Source organism: Mycolicibacterium novocastrense, assembly GCF_001499835.1.
In the GTDB taxonomy this organism is placed as follows: Bacteria; Actinomycetota; Actinomycetes; order Mycobacteriales; family Mycobacteriaceae; genus Mycobacterium; species Mycobacterium novocastrense.
On record NZ_LQIH01000065.1, the window covers coordinates 47,963 to 72,538 of the forward strand.

Consider the following 24,576-nt stretch of genomic DNA (forward strand, 5'->3'; position numbering starts at 1 on the left):
CGCCAGTATTGCCGGATCAGTGGCGCATGAACGGCGGCACGTCGACGTCGTCGTCATCGTCCCCGCCGATACTGACCGTCGCGCCGTTGGTGTGCACCGGCACGCTCGCCGGGTCCGCGGGCTCGAACAGCGATGTGCTCACCTTGCCGGCCTTACCCGGGGTGATGCCCTGCCCTTCGGCCGGGCTGACCACGGGTTTGCGTCCGGGGCCGGCCGAGTCGAAGCCCGCGGCGATCACGGTGACCCGTACCTCGTCGCCGAGCGAGTCATCGATGACCGTGCCGAAGATGATGTTGGCGTCGGGGTGAGCGGCGTCCTGCACCAGCGACGCGGCTTCGTTGATCTCGAACAGGCCCAGATCGCTGCCGCCCGCGACCGAGAGCAGCACACCCTGGGCCCCCTCCATCGAGGCCTCCAGCAGCGGCGAGTTGATCGCGATCTCGGCGGCTTTGAGCGCACGGCCGTCACCCCGCGCCGAGCCGATGCCCATCAGCGCGGTGCCTGCCCCGCTCATCACGCCCTTGACGTCGGCGAAGTCGACATTGATCAGGCCGGGCGTGGTGATCAGGTCGGTGATGCCCTGCACGCCGTTGAGCAGCACCTCGTCGGCGCTGCGGAACGCGTCCATCAGCGAAACCGCGGCATCGCCCATCTGCAGCAGGCGGTCGTTGGGAATCACGATGAGCGTGTCGCAGCTCTCCCGCAGCGCCTGGATACCGTTCTCGGCCTGGTTGCTGCGCCGCTTGCCCTCGAACGAGAAGGGCCGCGTCACCACGCCGACGGTCAGTGCGCCCAGCTTGCGCGCGATCGACGCCACGACGGGCGCGCCGCCCGTGCCGGTGCCGCCGCCCTCGCCCGCCGTGACGAACACCATGTCGGCGCCGCGCAGCAGTTCCTCGATGTCGTCCTTGGCGTCCTCGGCGGCCTTGCGCCCCACCTCGGGATCGGCGCCCGCGCCGAGGCCGCGCGTGGAGTCGCGACCGACGTCGAGCTTGACGTCGGCGTCGCTCATCAACAACGCCTGCGCGTCGGTGTTGATGGCGATGAACTCCACGCCCTTGAGGCCCTGTTCGATCATCCGGTTGACGGCGTTGACTCCGCCGCCCCCGATGCCGACCACCTTGATGACGGCGAGGTAGTTGTGTGGGGGGGTCATCGCGATCCCTTCCTCCCAAGTTGTCCGACGACACGCCGAGTCTTTGGCAAACCCTAAACCTCAACCAGAGGGTTATAGTTATGTCAAGTTGTTCCGCGCAACCAGAACGGTAGGGCGAGGTCGCGACCCAGCGATGCAGGCGCGCCGACACGCGCGACAAATTTTTCGTGCAACTTCGCGGCTGGACGCGCGCCGACTCACTTCACGGTGGGCAGGTCCGGACTCGACACGTCATAGGTCTTGCCGGGCTGGGTGAGCAACGCCCCGAGTTTGAGCGCCTTCTCCTCGGTTCGGTCGGTGGTCCCCCACACCACCTCCCTGCCGTCGATGAGCTGCAGGGTGATGGCCGCGACCGAGGGCGCCGCGACGCGGGCGACCTGCGCGGCGACCTCCGGACGCAGCGACGTCATCACCTGCAGGGCCGCCTTGGTCGGTTCGTCGTTGGGACCGGGATTCTCGGTGTCGAGATAGGGCACCCCGGGCGGCGGTGGGCCGATCGCGAAGTCGACGCCGTCGCGGTCGAACAGGTGTGGTCCGTCCGGGTAGTCCTTGACCACCACCGGCACCCGCTCGACGACGGTGATCCGCAAGGTGGACGGGTACTGGCGCTGAACACGCGCACTGGCGATCCGCCGGATCGCGGCCACCCGTTCGGCGACGCTGTCGGTGTTCACCTGCAGCAGCGGCGTGCCCGGTGCGACGGCCGCCGCCGCGACGATCTCCTCCTGCGTCACCGCGCCCACACCGGTGACCACCGTGTTGCGCACCGCCATCACCGGCGTGAAGTACAGCAGCAGCCCCAGCCCGACGACGATGACGCTGATGAGCGCCGACCACATCAGCACCTTCAGTCCGCGGACCGTTCCCCGGCGCAGTTTGCGGGTGTCGGAGGCGGGCTTGCCCAGCGCACGCCGTTTGGCCTCCCTGCGGGCCTCCTCGATCGCCATGGCGCGGGCCTGCGCCGCGCGGCGCTCCTCACGCTCGCGGCGCGCCCGCCGGCGCGGGCCCTCGAAATCCGTTGTCTCAACGGGTGTTTCGGTGTCTTGGGGCGTCTCCTGCGGCTGCGGCGCCTCCTCCTGCGGCTCGGGCTCCGCCGAGGGTTCCGGGAACTCCGGGGACTGCGGGTCACGGTCGATCGGCCCGGTCATCGCGACCCCGGCGTGCTCCGGTTGGCCTTGACGCGCAGCGCGGTCAGGATCTCCGGGCCGAGCATCGTGACGTCACCGGCCCCCATCGTGACGACGACGTCGCCCGGTGCGGCGGCCGCGGCCACCCTCTCGGCGACGGCGGCGAAATCGGGCACATAGGTGACCGGCACGGTGACGTGCTCGGCGACGGTGGCGCCGCTCACGCCGACGATGGGCTGCTCACGAGCGGCATAGACGTCGAGCACGAACACCTCGTCGGCCGCACTCAACGCTGCGCCGAACTCGCGAGCGAAAGCCTCTGTGCGCGAGTACAAGTGCGGTTGGAACACGACGATCGAGCGGCCCAATGACTCCTTGGCCAGCGCGCACACCGCGGTCAGCGCGGCGGCGACCTTGGTCGGATGGTGGGCGTAGTCGTCGAACACCTTCACCCCCGCGGCGGTGCCGACCAACTCGAACCGGCGGCGCACGCCCTCGAAGTCGGCCAGCGCGTCGAGCACCGCGTCGATGGGCGCGTCGACCTGCAACGCGGCCAGCAGCGCCCCGAGCGCGTTGAGGGCCATGTGGCGTCCGGGCACCGACAGCCGCATCACCCGCGGGTGGGCCTCGCCGGCCAGTTGCATGTGGGCGACGGCGGACGTGCCCTGCTGCTCCCAGCTGAGCAGGGTGGCGTCCAAGGATTGGGCCGGGTCGCTGCCGTAGCGCAGCACCCGGATACCCAGCCGCGCGGTGCGCTCGGCCAGCGCGGCGGCGCCCGGGTCGTCGAGGCAGGCCACCAGTGCGCCACCGGGTTTGATGCGCTCCATGAACGCGTCGAACACGTCGACGTAGGCCTGTTCGCTGCCGAAGAAGTCGAGGTGGTCGACTTCGACGTTGGTCACGATCGCGATGTCGGGCTCGTACTGCACCAACGATCCGTCGCTCTCGTCGGCCTCGGCCACGAAGTACGCGCCGCTGCCGTGGTGGGCGTTCGTGCCGGCCTCGCCGAGGTCGCCGCCCACGGCGAAGGACGGATCGAAGCCGCTGTGCTGCAACGCCACGATGAGCATCGAGGTGGTCGTCGTCTTGCCCGCGGTGCCGGTCACCATCAACGTGGTGTCCTCAGCCATCAGCTTGGCCAGCACCACCGGCCGCAGTATCACCGGGACACCGCGGCGACGGGCCTCGACCAGTTCGGGATTGGTCTTGGGGATGGCGGCGTGGGTGGTGACGACGGCGGTCGGCCCGTCGGGCAACAGGTCCAGCGAGGAGGCGTCGTGCCCGATCCGGATCGAGGCGCCGCGGGCCCGCAATGCGGCCACCGCCCGCGACTCCTTGGCGTCGGAGCCCGACACCAACCCGCCGCGGTCGAGCAGGATGCGCGCGATGCCCGACATGCCGGCACCGCCGATGCCCACCATGTGCACCCGCTGCAGCTCCTCGGGCAACGACTTCGGTTTCACCGCATACCCTTTCGGGGCTCGGCTCGGGCCACCTCGATGGCGATCTCGGCGACCCTCCTGGCCGCGTCGCGGTGACCGGCCAGCGCCGCGCCTGCCGTCATCGTCTGCAACCGGCCGGTGTCGGTGAGCAGATCGACGACGGTCTCGGCGACGAAACTCGGCGACAGGTCGGCGTCGTCGACGATCAGCCCGCCACCCGCGTCGACCACGGGAAGCGCGTTGAGCCGTTGTTCGCCGTTGCCGATCGGCAGCGGAACGTACACCGCAGGCAACCCGACCGCGGTCAGCTCGGCGACCGTCATCGCACCCGACCGGCACATCGCCACGTCGGCCGCGGCGTATGCGAGATCCATCCGGTTCAGATACGGCACAGCAACATACGGCGGGTCACCGTCGGCGGGTTCGCGCAACTCGAGGGTGTTTTTGGGGCCGTGCGCATGGAGCACCGAAATGCCAGCCGCGGCAAGGTCTTTGGCTGCGCCCGATACCGCGCGGTTCAGCGACTGCGCGCCTTGGGACCCCCCGAACACCAACAACACCCGGGCGTCGGGGGTGAACCCGAAATGTGCGCGGGCCTCGGCCCGCAACGCCGCGCGGTCCAGGGAGGTGATCGCCGCGCGCACCGGCACCCCGACCACCTCGGTGGTCCGGCCCAGCCCGGGGTCGGGAACGGCCGAGAGCACCCGCCGCGCCGAACGCGCGCCGACCCGGTTGGCCCAGCCCGCGCTGGCGTTGGCCTCGTGCACCACCACCGGCACGCGCCTGCTTCGGCGCACACTGCGCGCGGCCAGATAGGCGGGCAGCGCGACGTAGCCGCCGAAGCCGATCACCACGTCGGCCTCGACCTCGTCGAGCAGCGCCCGCGTCTGCCGTACCGCCCGCCGCACCCGAAGGGGTAGGCGCAGGAGGTCACCGGAGGGTTTGCGCGGAAGCGGCACCGGCGTGATCAGCTCGAGGTGGTAGCCGCGTTCGGGGACCAGCCTGGTTTCCAGGCCGCGCTCGGTACCCAGAGCGGTGATCCGCACGTCGGGCACGAGTTCGGTCAGCGCGTCGGCCACCGCCATCGCCGGTTCGACGTGTCCCGCGGTACCGCCGCCCGCGAGGACCACGGAGACTCCCCGGTCGTCCCCCGGCCGCCGAGGGACGGGACCCGTGTCGTTCACCCGTAACGCTGACCTTCCAGTGCGCGCCGCCGGCTGGTGTCCGTGCGGCCGCCTCCATGATGCCTTGCCGCCCGGGCCGGCTTACCGGCCGTCTGACGTTTACGGGCGGGCTTGGGCGGCTGTTTGGCCGCGGGCTTGGGCGCCCGGGTGCGCTTTGGCGCCGGCGGTTTGCCTGATCGTTTCGGGCTGCGCTTGTTGAGCCGGTCGCGCACCGCCTCGGTCCGCGACGGCACGTAGGGCGCGGGCAGCGGCAGCCGGAGCAGCCTGTTGACCCGGTCGTCGCGCCCGGCCCGCAACGCCGCCACCGCCTCCGGTTCGTGCCGTGCCGCGCTCGCCATGATGCCGATCATCAGAAGCGTTGTCGCCGTTGAGGTTCCACCTGCGGAGATGAGGGGCAGCTGCAACCCGGTCACGGGTAGCAGGCCGACCACATACCCGACGTTGATGAACACCTGGCCCATGATCCACAGCGTCGCGGTGGCGGTGAGCAGGCGCAGGAACGGGTCCGCGGAGCGCCGCGCGATGCGCATCCCGGTGTAGGCGAACAAGCCGAACAGGCACAGCAGGCCACCGGCGCCGATGAATCCGAGTTCCTCGCCGATGATCGCGAAGATGAAGTCGTTGTGCGCGTTGGGCAGGTAGTTCCACTTGGCCGCGCCCTGGCCGAGGCCGTCGCCGAACACGCCGCCGTTGGCCAGCGCGAACCGTGCCTGGCGGGCCTGATAGCCCGACCCCTGCGTGTCGGCGCCCGGGTTCAGCCAGGACTGCACCCTCGCCGAGCGGTACCCCTCGGCCATGGCCAGCACGACGGCCGACACCACGACCATGAGCAGCGACGACACGAACACCCGCAGCGGCAGCCCGGCGTACCAGAGCAGGCCCAACAGGATGATGCCCAGCGACACCGTCTGCCCGAGGTCGGGCTGGGCGACGATGAGCGCCAGCGCGACGAAGGCGGCGGGCACCAGCGGGATCAGCATCTCGCGCAGCGACGCCTGCTCCATGCGGCGCGCGGCCAGCAGGTGCGCGCCCCAGATGGCGAACGCGATCTTGGCCAGCTCGGAGGGCTGCATCGAGAACCCCGCGACCACGAACCACCCGCGCGAACCGTTGGCCACGGTGCCGATGCCCGGGATGAGCACCAGGATCAGCAGGACGATGGTGAGCGCGAAGCTGGAGAAGGCCATGCGCCGCATCAGTTGCACCGGGATCCGCATCGCGACGTAGAACGCGAACAGCCCGACGACCGTCCACATCACCTGCTTGGCGAATACGACCCACGGCGAGCCGTCCTGGTCGTAGGAGTACACCCCGGACGCCGACAGCACCATCGTCAGACCCAGCGTGGTCAGCAGCGCGGCCACCGCGATGATGAGGTGAAACGACGTCATCGGGCGGCCGAGCCACGCACCGACCCGGGTCCGATGCCCGGCGGTTACCGGCTCGGCCGGTTTGTCTTCGGCGCCCGTCCTGCGAAGCCGCAGCCGGGTCAGGATGGTGGCCATCGGCGACTATCGGGTCAGGGCGCGCACGGCGTCGGCGAACGCGTCGCCACGGTGGCTGTAGCCGCTGAACTGGTCGAAGGAGGCGCCGGCGGGGGCCAGCAGCACGGTGTCGCCGGACCGGGCCAGCCCGCGGGCGGCGTCGACCACCGCGGCCATGATCGCGTCACCGGATGGCGCACCGCCCAGCCTGATCACATTAGTAACAGGACTAACATCCGACCCATTTGTCCCTTGCACCCCAAAATCCTCCCCCGTCACAACCTCGATGACGGGGACATCCGGGGCGTGTCGCGATAACGCCTCGGCGATCAGGGCCCGGTCGCGGCCGATCAACACCGCCCCGACCAGCCGATTCGCCATCGAAGTGACCAGCTCGTCGACCGAGGCGCCTTTGAGCAGACCGCCGGCCACCCACACCACCCGCGGGTAGGCGGCGATCGACGCACCCGCGGCGTGCGGGTTGGTGGCCTTCGAGTCGTCGACATAGGTGACGCCGTCGACGGTGGCCACCACCTCCGCGCGGTGTCTGCCGACCCGGAACCCGGTGAGGGCGTCGGCGATGGCCGCCGGTGGCACGTCGACCGCGCGGGCCAGCGCGGCGGCGGCGAGCGCGTCGAGCACCCCGACCGGGCCGGCCACCGGGATCGACGCAACCTCGGCCAGCGTCCAGCCGCCTTCGGGCGGATCGCCGAACGCGTTGTCCACCAGCGTGCCGTCGACGACACCCAGTTCGCCCGGGCCGGGCTCCCCCAGCCGGAACCCGACGCGGGTCGGGGCGGCGGCCGTGCCGAGCAGACCCGCGGCCACCGGGTCGTCGAGTCCGACCACGGCGACGCGGCCGTCGAGCACGCGGGCCTTGGCGGCGGCGTAGGCGGCCATTGACCCGTGCCAGTCGAGGTGGTCCTCGGCGACGTTGAGCACCACGCCGGCGTCCGGTCGCAGCGAGGGCGACCAATGCAGCTGGAAGCTGGACAGCTCCACCGCGAGCAGGTCGGACGGTTCGGCGAGGACGTCGAGCACGGGGTTGCCGATGTTGCCGCACAGCACCGCGTGTCGCCCGGCGGCGACGAGCATGGCGTGCAGCATCGACGTGGTCGTGGTCTTGCCGTTGGTCCCGGTGACGACGAGCCAGCGCCGCGACGGCCCGAACCAGCCCGCCCGGTCCAGCCGCCAGGCCAGCTCCACGTCGCCCCAGACCGGCACGCCCGCTTCCGCCGCGGCGGCCAGCACGGGCGCGGTCGGCGCGAACCCGGGACTGGTGATCACCAGCGCGTACTCGCCGATCGTGGCCCGGGCCTCGGCGGTCGTGACGACCTTGGCGGGAGTGATCAAGCGCTGCAGCGCCAACGGATCGTCGTCGCAGATCGTCAACCGCACGCCGGTGGGCTCCAGCACGGCGCTGACCGAACGGCCGGTCAGGCCCGCGCCGGTCACCAGCACCCGGGCGCCGGGGACCAGCGGCTCGAGCTGCGTCATGTCAGGCACCGACGGTCGTCAACCACTCGCTGTAGAACAACGCGACCCCGAGCCCGCACGCGATCGCGGTGAGCAACCAGAACCGGATGATCACGGTGGTCTCGGCCCACCCCACCAGCTCGAAGTGATGGTGGAACGGCGCCATCCGGAACACCCTGCGGCCGGTCGTGCGGAACGCCAGGATTTGCACGACGACCGACACCACCTCGGCGACGAACAGGGCGCCGAGCACCACGGCCAGCATCTCGGTGCGGCTGGCCACCGAGAGCCCGGCGATGATGCCGCCGAGGGCGAGCGAGCCGGTGTCGCCCATGAAGATCTTGGCGGGCGCGGCGTTCCACCACAGGAATCCGATACAGGCACCCGCGGTGGCAGCGGCGATGATCGCCAGGTCGAGAGGGTCGCGCACGTTGTAACAGCCCAGGCCCGGACTCGTCGCGCAGGCATTGCGGAACTGCCAGAAGGTGATCAGCACGTAGGCCGCGCACACCATCGCCATCGCGCCCGCGGCCAGCCCGTCCAGCCCGTCGGTGAAGTTCACCGCGTTCGACCACGCGCTGACCACCACGATGCAGAACAACACGAACAGCGCGGGCGGCAGTGTGACCGTGGCGATCTCGCGCACATAGGACAGTTCGGCGCTGCCGGGTGTGAGCCCGTCGGCGTTGCGGAACTGCAGGGCCAGCACACCGAAGATCACGGCGGCGGCCAGGATGCCGACGGTTTTGGCGGTCTTGTTGAGCCCGAGGTTGCGCGAGCGCCGGATCTTGATCAGGTCGTCGACGAATCCGACGACGGCCAGGGCGCTGGCCAAGAACAGCACGAGCAGGCCCGAAGCCGACGGGCCCCGGCCGTCGATCACGACGCCGACGAGGTGGGTGCCCAGGTAGCTGGCCCAGATACCCGCGACGATCGCGACGCCGCCCATCGAGGGGGTCCCGCGCTTCTTGGCGTGGGTGGGCGGTCCGTCCTCGCGGATCTCGTGGCCGAACCCCTGTCGGGTGAACAGTCGGATCAGCACCGGGGTGAGCAGGATCGACACCGTCAGCGCGATGCCGACGGCGATGAGGATCTGCCTCATGCGTTCAGGTCCCGGATGTCGGCGGGCCGTAGATCGAGCAGAGCTTCGGCCAGCGCGCCGAGTCCGGCCGCGTTCGACGCCTTCACCAGCACGACGTCGGACGGTTGCAGTTCGGCGCGCAGGAGTTCCAGCGCCGCGTCGGCGTCGGCGACCATGGTGGCCTCAGCCCCCCACGATCCCTCCATCACCGCGCCGTGGTGCATGGCGCTCATAGTCCTCCCGGTTCCGACGACGATGAGTCGTGACACATCTAAGCGCACGGCCAGTCGGCCGATGCGGTCATGCTCGGATATCGCGTCGTCGCCGAGTTCGGCCATCTCGCCCAGCACGGCCCAGCTCCGCCGGCGCCCCCCGCCTTCGCGGGCCATCCACGCCAGCGCCTTGAGGCCCGCGCCCATCGAGTCCGGGTTGGCGTTGTAGGCGTCGTTGATCACCGTGACGCCATCGCTGCGGGTGGCGACCTGCATGCGGTGTTTGGACACCGGGCCCGCGGTCGCCAGCGCAGCGGCCACCTGCTCGAGGGAGGCGCCGCACTCCAGCGCCACAGCCGCCGCGCACAGGGCGTTGGAGACCTGGTGGTCCCCGTGCACGGCCAGTGCGACGTCGGCGGACCCGGCGCCGGCGTGCAGGGTGAACCGCGGCCTGGCCAGCTCGTCGAGGGTGATCGCGTCGGCCCACACATCCACGTCGCGGCCGCCCGGCTCCCGTGACACCGCCACGATGCGCGCGGCGGTCTTTGCCGCCATCGCCGCCACCGCCGCGTCGTCGACATTGAGTACGACGGCTCCTGACGCTGAAACCGCTTGTGGCAGTTCGGATTTGGTCTCGGCGATGGCCTCCCGCGAACCGAATTCGCCGAGGTGCGCGGTGCCCACATTGAGCACCACCGCGATCGAGGGCGGGGCGATCGCGGCCAGCGCGGCGATGTTGCCGCGATGCCGAGCCGACATCTCCAACACCAGAAAGTCGGTGGAACGTGTCGCGCGCAGCACCGTCCACGGATGCCCGAGTTCGTTGTTGAACGAGCCCGGGGGTGCGATCACCTCGCCGAGCGGGGCCAGCACCGCGGCGACGAGGTCCTTGGTCGAGGTCTTACCCGATGATCCGGTGATGCCGATGATCGTGAGCCCGGCCGCGACGAGTTCGGCGGCGACCGCCGCGGCCAGCTTCGCCAGCGCCGCGAGCACGGCTGCCCCCGAACCGTCGACGTCGTGTTCGAGCACGCCCGCTGCCCGGTCGGATGTCTCCGGTGTCGGGTCGACGACGATCGCCGGCACGCCGACCGGGCGGGCGGCCAGCACCGCCGCGGCCCCGGCCTGCACCGCGGCGGCGGCGAAGTCGTGTCCGTCCGATCGGGCTCCAGGCAGCGCGAGGAACAGACCGCCCGCCGTGACGGCCCGCGAGTCGAACTCGACGGTGCCGGTGATCCGGGTGGTCGCGGCGTCGGCTTCGGAGATGTCGGCGAGGCGGCCGCCGACGATTTCGGCGACCCGGGCCAGGGTCAGGTCGATCACGGCAGTAGTCCCCGTGCCTCGAGGGCGCGTGCCAACTCCTCGCGGTCGTCGAAGGGCCGGGTGACCCCGGCGCTGGTCTGCCCCGCCTCGTGGCCCTTCCCCGCGATGAGCACGACATCGCCGGGTCGCGCCCACGCCACCGCGTGCTCGATCGCGGCGCGTCGATCGCCGATCTCGACGATCTCGGCGCGGCCCACCGCGCCGGCCACGATCGCCGCGCGGATCTCGGCGGGATCCTCGTCGCGCGGATTGTCGTCGGTCACCACCACCAGATCGGCCAGTTCGGCGGCGACACCGCCCATCGGCCCCCGCTTGCCGGGGTCGCGGTTTCCGCCCGCCCCGAACACGACCGCCAACCGGCCGTCGCTCTGTGCCCGCAACGTCTCCAACACGGCCTGCAGGGCGCCCGGCTTGTGCGCGTAGTCGACCAACGCGAGGAAATCCTGCCCGCACTCGACGGGCTCCATCCGCCCCGGCACGGTCGCGGTGCGCAGGCCGGGCACGGCCTGTTCGGGTGACACACCGACCGCGTCGAGCAGCGCGATCGCGAGCAGGCAGTTGGCCACGTTGTAGCGCCCGGGCAGCCCGATCTGCAGATGGTGGTGCACCCCCGCCGGATCGACCGCGAAGAACTCCTGCGCGTTGCGTCCGACCGTGCGGACATCCTCGACACGCCAATCGGCGACGCGGCCCGTCGCGCTGACCGTCACCGGTTCGCGGGCCAGCCTGGCCATCTCGCGGCCGGCGTCGTCGTCGACGCACAGCACGGAAAGCTCTGCGCGGTTGGGGGATTCGGGAGCGAACAGTCGCGCCTTGGCCTCGAAGTAGTCCCGCATCGTCGGATGGAAGTCGAGATGGTCGCGGGACAGGTTGGTGAACCCGCCGACCGCGAAGCGCACACCGTCGACGCGGCCGAGGGTGAGCGCGTGGCTCGACACCTCCATCACGACCGTGTCGACGCCCTGCTCGACCATCACCGCGAGCAGCGCCTGCAGATCGGGCGCCTCGGGCGTGGTGAGGACGCTGGCCTGATCGCGTCCGTCGATCCGGATGCCGACGGTGCCGACGAGTCCGGCCACCCGCTCCGCCGATCGCAGGCCCGCCTCCACCAGGTAGGTGGTGGTGGTCTTGCCGGAGGTGCCGGTGACCCCGATGACCCGCAGCCTCTCGGACGGCTGCCCGTACACCTCGGCGGCCAGTGCGCCGAGCACCGAGCGCGGAGCCGGGTGGACCACGACCGGTATCTGTACGTCCGATCCCAACAGTGCCAGCCCGTCGGGGTCGGTGAGGACCGCCACCGCACCGCGGGTGATCGCCTCGGCGGCGTAGCGGGCGCCGTGCGACGAGGCCCCCGGCAGCGCCGCGAACAGGTCACCCGGTTCGACGTCCCGGCTGCGCAGCGTGACGCCGGTGACGCGGACGTCCGGTACGGCACCGCCCGCGGGCACCGCCTGGACCTGCCCGGCCAGCGGCCCGAGCGCCGCGCCGGCGGGATGGCTGGGTCGCAGGTTCATGGCGTTGTCACAGTACCGAGTCGCCTGTGCGGCCCCCGCGACATATCGGGGCCGCCCCCGTCAGTCGGCTACCAGGGTCAGCCGCGAGTCGGGATCCGGCGACAGCGGCACGTTCTCGCGCTGCAGCAGCCAGGAGGCGATGTTGTGGAACAGGGGCGCCGATGTGGTGCCGGGCTGTCCGTCGGCCGTGCGCTGCGGGTGGTCCATCATGATGGCGACGACGTAGCGCGGGTCGTCGGTGGTGGCGATGCCGGCGAAGGTGATCCAGTAGACGTCGCTGTAGTAGCACCCGCAGGCCGGGTTGATCTGCTGTGCGGTGCCGGTCTTCCCGGAGATCTGATATCCCTCGACGGCCGCTTGCGAGCCCGTCCCCTGCTGCACCCCGGTGGGGTCGCGCTGCACCGTGGCCCGCAACATGTGCCGTACCGTCTTCGCGGTCTCCGGGGAGACCACCCGAATGCCCTCGGGGCGGGGTTCCTCGGTGCGGGTTCCGTCGGGGGCGATGGTGGTCTTGACGATGCGCGGCGGGACGCGCACACCGTCGTTGGCGATGGTCTGATACATGCCGGCCATCTGCAGCAGGGTCATCGAAAGGCCCTGTCCGATGGGCAGGTTGGCGAATGTGCTGCCCGACCACTGGTCGATCGGCGGGACCAGGCCCGCGCTCTCGCCGGGCAGCCCCACCCCGGTGCGCTGACCGAGGCCGAACTTGCGGACCATCTCGAAGAAGCGCTCCGGGCCGAGTCGCTGCGCCAGCATCAGCGTGCCGACGTTGGAGGACTTACCGAAGATGCCCGTCGTGGTGTACGGCATCGTCCCGTGCTCCCAGGCGTCGCCGACGGTGACGCCGCCCATGTGGATCGAACCCGGTACCTGCAGCACCTCGTCGGGGTTCGACAGCCCGTACTCGATGACCGACGCGGCGGTGATGATCTTGTTGACCGAACCGGGTTCATACGGCGAGGACACCGCGGGGTTGCCGAGTTGGCGGTGCTCCTGCCTGCCGATGTCCTGACTCGGGTCGAACGTGTTGTCGTTCGCCATCGCCAGCACCTCAGCCGTTTTCGCGTCCAGGACGACCGCCGAGACGTTCTTGGCACCGGACAGGTTCTTGGCCTGCTGCACCTGCTGCTGGACATAGAACTGGATGTCGTCGTCGATGGTCAGCATGACCGTGGAACCGTCGACCGCATCGTGTCGGTTGCGGTAACTGCCCGGGATGACAACGCCGTCGGAGCCCCGGTCATAGGTGATCGACCCGTCCGTGCCCGCGAGCACGGCATCGAGCGAATCCTCCAGCCCCAGCAGACCGTGTCCATCCCAGTCGATGCCGCCGACAATGTTGGCCGCCAGCGAGCCGCCCGGATACTGACGCAGGTCCTGGCGTTCCGAACCGACCTCGGGAAACTTCTTGGTGATCGCCTCGGCGATGGCGGGATCGACCGCCCGCGCGAGATAGACGAAAGTCTCGTTGCTCTTGAGCTTCTTGAGAACGGTCGCCGAGTCCGGCTTGTTGCTCAGCCGCAACGCCACCTCGGCGGCGATGTCGCGAAGCCTGCGGTCGGGTTCGGGCGCCTCCGTGCTTTTCGCCCTGGCCTCCTCCAACTGCTTGCGGACCTTTTGCGGCTGGAAGGTCAGCGCGCGCGCCTCGATGGTGAAGGCGAGCTTGTCGTTGTTGCGGTCGACGATCGCCCCGCGCACGGCCTTGTCGACGTCGGTGACCTTGAGCTGGCTCGCCGCCTCGGCCCGCAACCCATCGGCGCGGGGCACCTGGAGGTGGAACAGCTGTCCCGCCGCGACGATCAGCACGAGGAAGATCGCCGCGTTGCCCACTCGATGCCGGAAGACGAAAGACGCGCTGCGCAGCCCGGTTTCGGTGATCGGAGCGCGAGTCCGCCTGGCCCTGGCCGAGCGCTCCTGAGAACCGGCCGCCGGTGCGGCCTTGCGGGTCCGACGCTCGCCGCGGGTCATGCGACGGGACCCGCCGGAGGCAGGGCCGCGGGAGGCACGACAGCCGGCGGTACGACCGCGGGGCTGAACTGTTCGGCACCCGGCATGGGGCCGGGCAGCACCTGCGGGTTCGGGATGTGCAGCGCATCGGGCGGCGCCATCGGCACCGCCGGCGGGACCATCGGCCCCGGTGCGGCACCGGGCACCGGCGGCTGGCCCGGAAGTGACTGCGGCACCGGGGTGGGCGTCGTACGCGTCGGCATCCGCACGGTGACCTCGCGGGGATCGACGACCCGCGGTGCAGGCGGTCGCGGCCCGGGTGGCGGCGCCTGCGGGGTCGCGTCGGGCAGCGGTGTGTTCAGCGGCGGCGGCGGAACGCCCTCTGCTGGTTTGGGTGTGCCGACCACCACCCAGTTACCCGCCGGGTCCTGCACGAGGTGTGCGGTGTCTCGGGACGGGATCATCCCCAGCTCGCGCGCGGCTTCGGCCAATGCCGGGGCCGCCTGGGCCTCCAGCACGTCGCGCTCGAGGGCTTCCTTCTGTTGCAGCAGAGCCTGATTCGTCTCGCGGGCGTTGCCCAGCTGATAGGACCGCTCGGCGGCGTCGGTGGACAACCACAGCGTGGTGCCCAGGCCCATCCCCAGCGAGCCGATCACCAACACCACGAACGGCACCCTGGCCACGAGGGCCCGTGGGCTGAGCTCCACCGAGGCCAGCTTGACGATGATGCGCTGTCGTAGTGGTGTGCGAACGACCTTGGGCGCTTTGGCCTTTCGTGCCTTGGCTCGCGCCTTGGCCTGGCTGGCGCTCTTGGGCCTGCCCGGTGCGCCGGTCGGACGCGGAATGGGGTTGGTCTGGGGCGCTGACCGCTGCGGTCGCTGATCGCGGGTCGGCTTGCGCCGTGCCTGCGCGTCCACCGTGCGCCGCGCAGCGCCGGTGCGCCGGCGTTCGTCGGCGCCGCGCACCCCCTTCGCGCGCTTGGTCTTTTTGGCCTGCTTGGCCTGCTTGGCCTGTTTGGCGTTCACCTGGGTGCCCCCACCTTCTCCAGTGCTCGTAGCCGCACAGGCGCGCTACGCGGGTTTCGTTCGATCTCCTCGGGAGCTGCACGCTCGGCACCGCGAGTCAGTGCGACGAACTCCGGCTCGTGACCCGGGAGTTCCACCGGTAAGCCGGGCGGCGTCCTGGACGCCGTTGCGGAGGCGAAGGCCGCCTTGACGATGCGGTCCTCCAGGGACTGGTAGGCCATCACGACGATGCGCCCGCCGGGAGCCAGAGCGTTCAGCGCCGCGGGTAACGCGTCGCGCAGCGAGTCCAGTTCGCCGTTGACCGCAATCCGAAGCGCCTGGAACGTGCGCTTGGCCGGGTGCCCGCCGGTGCGGCGCGCCGGCGCGGGAATCGCCTGGTAAAGCAGCTCGACCAGCTCCCCGGTGGTCCGGAACGGCTGGCGGGCGCGCCTGCGGATGAGCTGGGTCGCGATCCGGCTCGCGAAACGTTCCTCACCGAACTCGCGGAGCACCCGGGTCAGCGATTTCTGGTCGTAGGTGTTGACCACGTCCGCGGCGGTCAGCTCCGCGTCGGGGTCCATGCGCATGTCCAGCGGCGCGTCGGCGGCGTACGAGAAGCCGCGGTCGGTGCGGTCGAGCTGCATCGAGGACACGCCGAGGTCGAACAGGATGCCGTCGGCCTGGCTCGCCCAGTACCCGTCGTCGCCGAGCACGCCGCCGATGCCGTCATAGCGCGTGCGGACCAGCATCACCCGGTCACCGAACCGCGACAGGCGCTCACCGGCGATCCACAACGCATCGGGGTCGCGATCCAAGCCGATCAGCCGCAGACCGGGCAGTTCGGTCAGGAAGCGCTCGGCATGGCCGCCGGCCCCGAGGGTGCCGTCGACGAGAACCGCACCCTCACCGTCGGGACTCCGCCGCGTCAGTGCCGGTGTGAGCAGTTCGACGCAGCGGTCCAGCAGGACGGGGACGTGTCCGTGGTCGCCGCTGCTCCGTGCCATCGCCGTGCCTCCCTCACCTCCACCAGAAGCCCCTGCACCGGGGTCCCTGTCCGAGAGCACGGACCTGGCGTCGGGGAAGTACGCCAGGGCCGGTTCGGGCAGAGGCCGCGATGCACGGGCTTGATGCCGGTCGACCGCCGAATCAGATGATGTCGTGCAGAGCTTCATCGGTGGCCGCGGAGAAGTTCTCTTCGTGGGTCTGCTGGTACTCCTGCCATGCCGTGGAGTCCCAGATTTCCAGGTAGTCGACCGATCCGATCACCACGCAGTCCTTCGACAGGTTCGCGTAGCGGCGGTGATCGGCCGACAGGGTGATTCGGCCTTGTGCGTCGGGGTGCTGTTCGTCGGTGGCGGCGGCGAGGTTACGCAGGAACGCGCGTGCTTCCGGGTTGCTACGCGATGCCTGCGACGCCCGTCGGGCCAGCTTCTCGAACTCCGCGCGCGGGTAGACGGCAAGGCTGTGATCTTGGCTTTTGGTGACCATCAACCCTCCTGCCAGCGCGTCGCGGAACTTGGCGGGCAGTGTGAGCCGCCCTTTGTCGTCGAGCTTCGGCGTGTAGGTACCGAGAAACATCTCGAACCTCCCCGCCAGTCAACAGAGCCCCGGTCGCTCCGTTGTCCGCCACTTTACTCCACAATCCCCCACTATCCACCATTTGCGTGCCGAATTTCCTGGTGAGTCCCCACCCTGCGCCCCACACCGGGCGTCGTCGGTGATGTTTCGCCCCGTCCTCGGGCGCAGCCGGCAAGAAAAGCGCAGGTGAGAGGCCTATAGGGCGGCGGTGGGGCGTCGTGGGGCGTTCAGCCACCGAACACACGAAAAAGGGGCAGCCCGCCGTGCGGGCTACCCCTGTGTCGTGTCAGTTCCTATTCGTCGAAGCGGCGACGGAAGCGATCCTCCATGCGACTGGCGAACGAACCACCCGAGCCCTTGCCCCGCTTCTGCCGCGGAGCGCCCGGTTCGGCGACCGACCGGTCGCGTCCGCCGGGGACCCGCGGGCCGGTGATCGCGAACACCACGCCGCCGAACATCACGATGAACCCGAGTACCGAGAGCACCGGGAAACCGCCGATCTGGGTGGCTGGGATCGCGACACCGGACACCAGCATCGCGAGCCCGAGCACGAAGAGCGCGGCGCCCTGCAGGCGACGCCGGGTCGAGGGTGCGCGCAGGGTTCCGCCGCGGACACTCGAAGCGAATTTCGGGTCCTCGGCATAGAGCGCGCTCTCGATCTGGTCGAGCATGCGCTGCTCATGATCGGAGAGTGGCATTCGTCCCTCCCTCGGAACCCAGGGGCCCACCGCGGCCAACTCATTGTTCAAAGTCATGTGTGCCCGCGTTCACGGGCATCTAACAGTCATGATACGAGGTCGATCTGAGCCGTACCACCTTGTTCGACGCCCGATTGTATGACGGACACCGCCGCGTGGGAGGCGCAGGCCGATCCACTCGATAATGGTTGAGACGACACCGCCCCGACCCGCGGAGAGGCAGACACAGTTGGCGACATTTCTCATCGATCTGTCGCCGGGCGATATGCAGCGTCGGCTCGGTGACGCACTCGCGGTCTACGTCGACGCGATGCGCTATCCGCGGGGCACCGAGGCCCAGCGGGCGTCGATGTGGCTCGAGCACACCCGCAGGCCGGGGTGGAAGGCCGTCGCGGCGGTGACCATCGGCGAATCCGAGGACACTTCGGTCGGCGAGGCCGAGCTGTCCTCCGCCCCGATGGTCGGCATCGCCTACGGCTACTGCGGCGCCCCCGACCAGTGGTGGCAGCAGCAGGTGGTGGCCGGGCTGCAGCGGGTGGGCGCCGACCGCAACCGCATCGCCGCGTTGATGACGAGCTACTTCGAGCTCACCGAACTGCACATCCACCCCCGCGCCCAGGGGCAGGGCCTCGGTGAGGCGTTGGCTCGCCGCCTGCTCTCGGGCCGCCGGGAGGCCCACGTGTTGCTGTCGACACCGGAGATCAACGGTGAGGCGAACCGGGCATGGCGGCTGTACCGCAGGCTCGGATTCACCGACATCATCCGCGGCTACCATTTCGCGGGCGATCCGCGGGCTTTCGCGATCCTGGGCCGGTCCTTGCCGCTGTGACACGGATTTGATGTCGTCGACGCCTCGGCTCGGCTCGGTCTGGCACGATGACCACGTGCCGGCCCGCCACCGCAGCAGAACCCGCCTGCTCGCACTCGTGATGCTGCTCCTCGTCGTGCTTCCGACCGCCGTTGGCTGCGTCCGGGTGCGGGCCTCGATCACGGTCTCCCCCGACGACCGGGTGTCGGGTCAGATCGTCGCGGCGGCAAAGCCGCGAAACGCCGACGACAAGGGCCCGCAGCTGCTGAACAACCTGCCGTTCGCCAACAAGGTGGCGGTCTCGGAGTACAGCCGAGACGACTACGTCGGATCCCAGGCGGTGTTCTCCGACCTCACCTTCGCCGAACTGCCTCAGCTGGCCAACATGAACCGCGACGCCGCCGGTGTCGACTTGTCGTTGCGCCGGGCAGGTGACCTTGTCATCCTCGAGGGCCGCGCCGACCTCACCTCCCTCAGCGACTCGGAGGCCGACGTGTCGCTGACCGTGTCGTTCCCGGGCGAAGTCACCTCGACCAACGGCGATCAGGTGTCGGCCGAGATCGTCGAATGGAAGTTGCGGCCGGGCGTGGTCAGCACCATGAACGCGCAAGCCCGCTACACCGACCCCAGCGCACGGTCCTTCACCGGCGCCGCGATCTGGCTCGGCCTCGGCTCCTTCGTGGTGGCGGCCATCATCGGCGCCTTGGCGTACATGAGCCGTGACCAATCGCCGAAAGTGGGCGAAGCTCGCGATTGACGGTCGGGTCCTCCCGTCCTCCCTGCTCGGACCACGCACGCAGGCTCTACTCTGAAGGCGTTCGGGGCAGGGTGGTCGCACAGAGAAAGGGGCGCCCGCTGAGCGTGCATGCCACGGCACCGTCAGCCGTCCAGCTGGCCGGCGCCGTCACCGATCAGCTGCGGGACTATCTGCAGCAGCGTCGCAACGAATGCGCCTACATGGGCGACGACTACGCCGAAATGACCGCCGCCCTGGAGGAATTCGTGTTGCGCGGCGGTAAGCGGCTGCGGCCCGCGTTCGCCTACTGGGGCTGGCGCGCGGTCGCCGACCGACCCGAGAACCCGCTGGACCCGGACGTGCTGCGGCTGTGTTCGGCCCTTGAACTGCTGCATGCCTGCGCGCTGGTCCACGACGACGTCATCGACGCCTCCGCGACCCGCCGCGGGCTGCCGACCGTGCACCGGCTGTTCACCGAGCGGCACCGCACGCACGGCTGGCACGGCTCGCCGGAGCAGTTCGGCATGTCGGCGGCGATCCTGCTCGGCGACCTGGCGCTGGTCTGGGCCGACGACGTCGTCGCCACGGCCGACCTGCCCCCCGACGCTGCCGTGCGGGTCCGCCGGGTGTGGAGCGCGATTCGCACCGAGGTGCTCGGCGGGCAGTACCTCGACATCGTCGCCGAGGCCAGCGGAGCCGACTCGGTGGCTTCGGCGCTGACGGTCAACATCTACAAGACGGCGTCGTACACGATCACCCGACCGCTGCAGCTCGGCGCCGCCGCGGCCGCCGACCGGCCCGACGTCCAGGCCGCCTTTGGAGAGTTCGGCACCGACCTCGGTGTGGCGTTCCAGCTGCGCGACGACGTGCTCGGGGTGTTCGGCGATCCCGCGGTCACGGGCAAGCCGTCCGGCGACGACCTGCGGGCAGGCAAGCGCACCGTGTTGTTGGCCGAGGCGGTCGAGCTGGCGGAAGAGGCCGACCCGGCGGCGGCCAAGCTGCTGCGCACCTCCATCGGATCGGAGCTCTCCGACGCCCAGGTCAAGGAACTGTGCACGGTGATCGAGTCCGTCGGCGCGCTGGCCGAGGTGGAGAACCGCATCTCCGAGCTCACCCGCCGCGCACTCGACACCCTCGAATCCGCCGCCATCGACACCCATGCCAAAGCCGGGTTGTCCGAGCTCGCCCGATTGGCCGCGAATCGAACCGCATAACGATGACGACCTCCCCATCGACCTCCCCATCGACACGGCCGTCGAAAGTCGGCTTTGCAGAGCATGTTTCGCGGCTGACCTCGTTCGCTACATCGCCACAGGGCCAACCCGCCCGGCTGGGCTTCGTCGGCGCCGTCCTGATCACCGCCGGAGGGTTGGGCGCGGGCAGCACGCGACTGCACGACCCGCTGCTGGAGTCACTACACCTGTCGTGGCTGCGGTTCGGGCACGGTCTGGTGCTGTCGTCGATCCTGTTGTGGGGCGGCGTGACACTGATGCTGGCGGCATGGCTGTGGCTGGGGCGCCGGGTGGTCGACCGCACCGCGAACCAGTACACGATGGTCGCCACGACCGGCTTCTGGCTGGCGCCGCTGCTCTTGAGCGTTCCGCTGTTCAGCCGCGACACCTACTCCTACCTCGCGCAGGGGGCACTGCTGCGCGACGGCTTCGACCCGTACGCCGTCGGACCCGTCGAGAACCCGAACTCGTTGCTGGACAACGTCAGTCCGATCTGGACCACCACCACCGCACCGTACGGACCGGGTTTCATCCTGATCGCCAAGTTCGTGACGATGCTCGTCGGCGAGGACGTCGTCGCAGGCACGATGTTGTTGCGGTTGTGCATGCTTCCCGGCTTGGCGCTGCTGATCTGGGCCGCACCGCGCGTGGCCAGGCACATCGGCGCCGACGGTGCGACCGCGCTGTGGATCTGCGTGCTCAACCCGCTGGTCATCATCCATCTGATGGGCGGGGTGCACAACGAGATGCTGATGGTCGGCCTGATGATGGCCGGCATCGCGCTGGCGTTCTCCGGCCGCCATCTGTGGGGCGTGAGCCTGATCGCCGCGGCGGTCGCGGTGAAAGCGACCGCGGGACTGGCGCTTCCGTTCATGGTCTGGGTGTGGGCGCGGGACCTGCGAAACCGGCGCGACTTCTCACCGGTCAAGGCGTTTGTGACGGCGTCGGCCGCGTCGGCGCTGATCTTCACCGCGGTCTTCGCCGTGCTGTCATTGGCCGCGGGGGTCGGACTTGGCTGGCTCACCGCCTTGGCCGGTTCGGTGAAGATCATCAACTGGCTGACCCTGCCCACCGCGGCGGCCAACGTCATCAACGCCGTCGGCGGCCTGTTCCTGCCGGTGAACTTCTACGCGGTGCTCGACGTCGCCAGGATCATCGGTATCGCGCTCATCGCGTTGTCACTTCCGTTCGTGTGGTGGCGGTTTCGCCACACCGACCGCGACGCGTTGACCGGCATCGCGGTGGTGATGGTGATCGTGGTGCTCCTCGTGCCCGCGGCGCTGCCCTGGTACTACACCTGGCCGCTGGCGGTGGTGGCCGCGCTGGCCCAGAGTCGGCGGTCGATCGCGATCATCGCGGGCCTGTCGACGTGGATCACCGTGATCTGGAAACCCGATGGGGCACACGGGATGTACTCGTGGCCACACGTGCTGCTGTCGCTGGCGTGCGCCGCGGTGGCGTGGTACTCGCTGAAGAACGCGCCGGAGTGTGCGGTCGATAGGCCACGCCCTGCGGTCAATAAGCCATCGCCTGGGCCCGGCGCACCACCTCACGGGCCTGATGCGAGTGAAGAGCATCAACCGGCCGAGCATTAGGCAGGTCGGCGGTCGCGCCGTCGCGCCTGATCGTCAGGGACCCGTCGGGCGTGAACAGCCAGCGTACGATCTCGGTCTCGTGGTAACCGCCGTCGCGCAGCACGACGAGTAACCCGGGCAAGCTCTTGACGACATGGCCGGTGTCGTCGAAGAACGCCTTCGGAACCACCACGACACCGTCGCGCCGGACGCCGATCAGGTGGCCGTCCCGCAGCTGTTGATGCACTTTCGTCACCGCGACGCCGAGCATCTCGGCGACGGTGGGGAGGTCGTAGACGTCTTCGGCGGGATCGAGGACATCCTCTGCGGCCGGAATGCTGCTCACCGCACCGAGTCTAAATCCGGTAACCGTCGGTCGTTGCCGCAAAGCCGCCGGTGTCGCGCTCCGTAACATGTCTCCGGTGGATGCCTACCCGATGACGGACCCCCTGCTGGGAACCGTGCTCGACGGTCGGTACCGCGTCGACGTGATGATCGCGACCGGCGGAATGTCCGCCGTGTACCGCGGGCTCGATCTGCGGCTGGATCGTCCGGTCGCGCTGAAGGTGATGGACGGCCGCTATGCGGGTGACTCACAGTTCCTGACCCGGTTCCAGCGCGAGGCGCGCGCGGTGGCCCGGCTGACCGACCCCGGTCTGGTCGCGGTGTACGACCAGGGCGGTGGACGCATCGGCGGCCCTCCCCCCTTCCTGGTGATGGAACTCGTCGAGGGCGGCACGCTGCGCGAACTGCTGCGGGAGCGCGGGCCGATGCCCCCGCACGCCGCCGCCGCGGTGCTCGGCCCGGTCCTCGGCGGGCTGGCCGCAGCGCACCGCGCCGGCCTGGTGCACCGCGACGTCAAACCCGAGAACGTGCTGATCTCCGAGGACGGTGACGTCAAGATCGCCGACTTCGGACTGGTGCGGGCGGTGGCCGAAGCGAAGATCACCTCGACCAGCGTCATCCTGGGCACCGCGGCGTATCTGTCACCCGAACAGGTCAGCACCGGCGACGCCGATCCCCGCAGCGACGTCTATTCGGCGGGCATCCTGACCTACGAACTGCTGACCGGCCGCACCCCGTTCGCGGGCGACTCGGCGCTTGCCGTGGCGTATCAGCGGATGGACAACGACGTCCCGGCACCGAGCACGGTGATCACGGGCGTCCCCGCGCAGTTCGACGACCTGGTGCTACGAGCCACCGCCCGGGATCCGGCTCAGCGCTACGCCGACGCCCGCGAAATGGGTGACGACCTGGACGCGATCATCGACGAACTCGGGCTGCCGCCGTTCCGGGTGCCGACGCCGCGCAACTCCGCCCAGCACGCCTCGGCTCCTCTTCCCCCTCCTCCGGCGCCCCCGGCCGCAGCCGCACCCGCGCCGCGGCAGGCGACGCGGACGCTTCCGCGCGACGACTGGCAAGCCCCCGAAGCCGAATACCAGCCGGTGTCGGGACGGTTCGCCGGAATCGAGCTCGAAGAGTTCTACTGGGCGCGGCAGCGCGCCAGGCGCGCACTGCTGTTCTGGGTGGTCACCGTCATCACGCTGACGGCGCTCATCGCCGCGGCCGCGTGGACGGCGGGCAGCAACCTGACCAACCTGATTTAGTCGCGCAGCATCTCGGCGACCAGGAACGCGAGCTCCAGGCTCTGCTGGGTGTTCAGCCGCGGGTCGCACGCGGTTTCGTAGCGCCCGGCCAGGTCGGCGTCCGAGATGTCCTGCGCCCCGCCGAGGCATTCGGTGACGTTCTCGCCGGTGATCTCGACGTGGATGCCGCCGGGATGGGTGCCCAACGCCCTGTGCACCTCGAAATAGCCCTGCACCTCGTCGACGACCCGGTCGAAGTGGCGGGTCTTGTAACCGGTGGACGACTCATGGGTGTTGCCGTGCATCGGGTCGCACTGCCAGATCACCTGATGGCCGGTGGCCTGCACCTTCTCGATGATCGGCGGCAGCAGGTCGCGCACCTTGTTGTTACCCATGCGGGTGACCAGCGTCAGCCGGCCGGGCTCGTTGTTGGGGTCGAGGCGTTCGACGTACTCGACGGCCAGCTCCGGTGTCATGGTCGGGCCGAGCTTGACCCCGATCGGGTTCGCGATCACCTCGGCGAACGCGATGTGCGCGCCGTCGAGCTGACGGGTGCGCTCGCCGATCCACACGTAGTGCGCGGACAGGTCGTAGAGCTTGGAGCCCTGCTCGGTCTCCGAGAGCCGCAGCATCGCACGCTCGTAGTCGAGCACCAGCGCCTCGTGGCTGGCGTAGATCTCGGCGGTCTCCAGGTTGCGGTTGTCGACGCCGCACGCGCTCATGAACGTCAGCGCCCGGTCGATCTCACCGGCCAGCGCCTCGTACCGGGCACCCGCGGGCGACGTGCGGACGAACTCGCGGTTCCAGTCGTGCACCAGGTGCAGCGACGCGAGGCCCGAGCCGGTCAGGGCCCGCACCAGGTTCATCGCGGCGCTCGCATTGGCGTACGCGCGGACCAGCCGCGACGGGTCGTGCTCACGGACCGCGGGGTCGGGCGCGAAACCGTTGATCATGTCGCCGCGGTAAGACCGCAGGCCGAGCGCGTCGATGTCGGCCGAGCGCGGTTTGGCGTACTGGCCCGCGATGCGGGCCACCTTGACCACCGGCACGCTGGCGCCGTAGGTCAACACCACGGCCATCTGCAGCAACGCGCGCAGGTTGGCCCGGATATGCGGTTCAGTGTTGTTGACGAAGGTCTCGGCGCAGTCGCCGCCCTGCAGCAGGAACGCCTCGCCGCGGGCCACGGCGGCCAGCAGGCTCTTGAGCCGCTCCACCTCGGCGGGCACCGTCACCGGCGGAACACTTTCGAGGACGGTGCGCATGTTCTTCGCCGCTTCGACATCCCAGGTCGGCTGCTGCACCGCGGGCTTGGCGAGCGCGGCGTCGAGCCGCTGCCGCAGCTCATCGGGCAGCGGCGGCAACGAGGGCAGCTGTTCGATGGGTACGTCGACGGTCCAGTTCACCCGTTCAT

At 69.9% G+C, this 24,576-nt stretch carries 21 protein-coding genes; 5 read left to right on the plus strand and 16 right to left on the minus strand.

The window, feature by feature from the left end:
• Nucleotides 1-16 precede the first annotated feature (16 nt).
• From ftsZ to AU072_RS25730, 14 genes are all read right to left on the minus strand, one after another.
• Nucleotides 17-1,156, minus strand: a complete 1,140-nt coding sequence (gene ftsZ / locus AU072_RS25665) for a cell division protein FtsZ (protein ID WP_064349978.1) — start codon at nucleotides 1,154-1,156, stop codon at nucleotides 17-19.
• 197 nt (nucleotides 1,157-1,353) lie between these two features.
• Nucleotides 1,354-2,304, minus strand: a complete 951-nt coding sequence (locus AU072_RS25670; RefSeq protein WP_064416363.1) for a cell division protein FtsQ/DivIB — start codon at nucleotides 2,302-2,304, stop codon at nucleotides 1,354-1,356.
• On the minus strand, nucleotides 2,301-3,704 hold the full coding sequence (gene murC, locus AU072_RS25675; protein WP_064416482.1) for a UDP-N-acetylmuramate--L-alanine ligase: 1,404 nt from the start codon (nucleotides 3,702-3,704) through the stop codon (nucleotides 2,301-2,303). The genes AU072_RS25670 and murC overlap by 4 nt, the downstream gene beginning before the upstream one ends.
• Before the next feature lie 38 nt (nucleotides 3,705-3,742).
• Complete coding sequence (gene murG / locus AU072_RS25680; protein WP_234787642.1) at nucleotides 3,743-4,810, minus strand: undecaprenyldiphospho-muramoylpentapeptide beta-N-acetylglucosaminyltransferase; 1,068 nt, start codon at nucleotides 4,808-4,810, stop codon at nucleotides 3,743-3,745.
• Nucleotides 4,811-4,905: 95 nt separating this feature from the next.
• On the minus strand, nucleotides 4,906-6,414 hold the full coding sequence (gene ftsW, locus AU072_RS25685) for a putative lipid II flippase FtsW (protein ID WP_064416365.1): 1,509 nt from the start codon (nucleotides 6,412-6,414) through the stop codon (nucleotides 4,906-4,908).
• A gap of 6 nt (nucleotides 6,415-6,420) precedes the next feature.
• Nucleotides 6,421-7,899, minus strand: coding sequence for a UDP-N-acetylmuramoyl-L-alanine--D-glutamate ligase (gene murD / locus AU072_RS25690; RefSeq protein WP_174523692.1), 1,479 nt, complete (start codon nucleotides 7,897-7,899; stop codon nucleotides 6,421-6,423).
• Nucleotides 7,892-8,971: a phospho-N-acetylmuramoyl-pentapeptide-transferase gene (gene mraY / locus AU072_RS25695; RefSeq protein ID WP_064416367.1), complete on the minus strand. Its 1,080-nt coding sequence runs from the start codon at nucleotides 8,969-8,971 to the stop codon at nucleotides 7,892-7,894. Before mraY ends, murD begins: the two co-directional genes overlap by 8 nt.
• Entirely contained in the window at nucleotides 8,968-10,485 is a 1,518-nt protein-coding gene (locus tag AU072_RS25700) for a UDP-N-acetylmuramoyl-tripeptide--D-alanyl-D-alanine ligase (protein ID WP_064416368.1), read from the minus strand. The genes mraY and AU072_RS25700 overlap by 4 nt, the downstream gene beginning before the upstream one ends.
• Nucleotides 10,482-11,999: a UDP-N-acetylmuramoyl-L-alanyl-D-glutamate--2,6-diaminopimelate ligase gene (locus AU072_RS25705; RefSeq protein ID WP_064416369.1), complete on the minus strand. Its 1,518-nt coding sequence runs from the start codon at nucleotides 11,997-11,999 to the stop codon at nucleotides 10,482-10,484. Before AU072_RS25705 ends, AU072_RS25700 begins: the two co-directional genes overlap by 4 nt.
• 60 nt (nucleotides 12,000-12,059) lie before the next feature.
• Entirely contained in the window at nucleotides 12,060-13,970 is a 1,911-nt protein-coding gene (locus tag AU072_RS25710) for a peptidoglycan D,D-transpeptidase FtsI family protein (protein WP_064416370.1), read from the minus strand.
• Nucleotides 13,967-14,974, minus strand: coding sequence for a cell division protein FtsL (locus tag AU072_RS25715; RefSeq protein ID WP_064416371.1), 1,008 nt, complete (start codon nucleotides 14,972-14,974; stop codon nucleotides 13,967-13,969). Before AU072_RS25715 ends, AU072_RS25710 begins: the two co-directional genes overlap by 4 nt.
• A complete protein-coding gene (gene rsmH / locus AU072_RS25720; RefSeq protein ID WP_174523691.1) occupies nucleotides 14,971-16,125 on the minus strand; it encodes a 16S rRNA (cytosine(1402)-N(4))-methyltransferase RsmH in 1,155 nt (384 codons plus the stop codon). The genes AU072_RS25715 and rsmH overlap by 4 nt, the downstream gene beginning before the upstream one ends.
• Complete coding sequence (gene mraZ / locus AU072_RS25725) at nucleotides 16,100-16,531, minus strand: division/cell wall cluster transcriptional repressor MraZ (RefSeq protein WP_059098924.1); 432 nt, start codon at nucleotides 16,529-16,531, stop codon at nucleotides 16,100-16,102. Before mraZ ends, rsmH begins: the two co-directional genes overlap by 26 nt.
• A gap of 293 nt (nucleotides 16,532-16,824) precedes the next feature.
• Nucleotides 16,825-17,229: an SCO2097 family morphological protein gene (locus tag AU072_RS25730; protein ID WP_064349958.1), complete on the minus strand. Its 405-nt coding sequence runs from the start codon at nucleotides 17,227-17,229 to the stop codon at nucleotides 16,825-16,827.
• Nucleotides 17,230-17,458: 229 nt separating this feature from the next.
• On the opposite strand from AU072_RS25730, the gene AU072_RS25735 reads away from it, so the two are divergent.
• The 4 genes from AU072_RS25735 to AU072_RS25750 all read left to right on the plus strand — a co-directional run bounded on the left by AU072_RS25735 (nucleotide 17,459) and on the right by AU072_RS25750 (nucleotide 21,600).
• Nucleotides 17,459-18,058: a GNAT family N-acetyltransferase gene (locus AU072_RS25735; protein ID WP_064416483.1), complete on the plus strand. Its 600-nt coding sequence runs from the start codon at nucleotides 17,459-17,461 to the stop codon at nucleotides 18,056-18,058.
• Between the two features lie 10 nt (nucleotides 18,059-18,068).
• A complete protein-coding gene (locus AU072_RS25740; RefSeq protein WP_064416373.1) occupies nucleotides 18,069-18,794 on the plus strand; it encodes an LppM family (lipo)protein in 726 nt (241 codons plus the stop codon).
• A gap of 104 nt (nucleotides 18,795-18,898) precedes the next feature.
• Entirely contained in the window at nucleotides 18,899-19,987 is a 1,089-nt protein-coding gene (gene idsA2 / locus AU072_RS25745) for a bifunctional (2E,6E)-farnesyl/geranyl diphosphate synthase (protein WP_064416374.1), read from the plus strand.
• Between the two features lie 2 nt (nucleotides 19,988-19,989).
• Nucleotides 19,990-21,600 (plus strand): alpha-(1->6)-mannopyranosyltransferase A, encoded by a 1,611-nt coding sequence (locus AU072_RS25750; RefSeq protein WP_064416375.1) that lies wholly within the window; start codon nucleotides 19,990-19,992, stop codon nucleotides 21,598-21,600.
• Here the strand turns inward: AU072_RS25750 and AU072_RS25755 are convergent.
• Complete coding sequence (locus tag AU072_RS25755; protein WP_064416376.1) at nucleotides 21,521-21,925, minus strand: Rv2175c family DNA-binding protein; 405 nt, start codon at nucleotides 21,923-21,925, stop codon at nucleotides 21,521-21,523. The two genes, AU072_RS25750 and AU072_RS25755, sit on opposite strands and share 80 nt — an antisense overlap.
• Nucleotides 21,926-21,992: 67 nt before the next feature.
• Here AU072_RS25755 and AU072_RS25760 point away from each other — a divergent pair, with 67 nt between their 5' ends.
• A complete protein-coding gene (locus tag AU072_RS25760; RefSeq protein ID WP_064416377.1) occupies nucleotides 21,993-23,186 on the plus strand; it encodes a protein kinase domain-containing protein in 1,194 nt (397 codons plus the stop codon).
• Here the strand turns inward: AU072_RS25760 and AU072_RS25765 are convergent.
• Nucleotides 23,183-24,568 (minus strand): class II 3-deoxy-7-phosphoheptulonate synthase, encoded by a 1,386-nt coding sequence (locus tag AU072_RS25765; RefSeq protein WP_064416378.1) that lies wholly within the window; start codon nucleotides 24,566-24,568, stop codon nucleotides 23,183-23,185. The two genes, AU072_RS25760 and AU072_RS25765, sit on opposite strands and share 4 nt — an antisense overlap.
• Nucleotides 24,569-24,576: the final 8 nt, after the last annotated feature.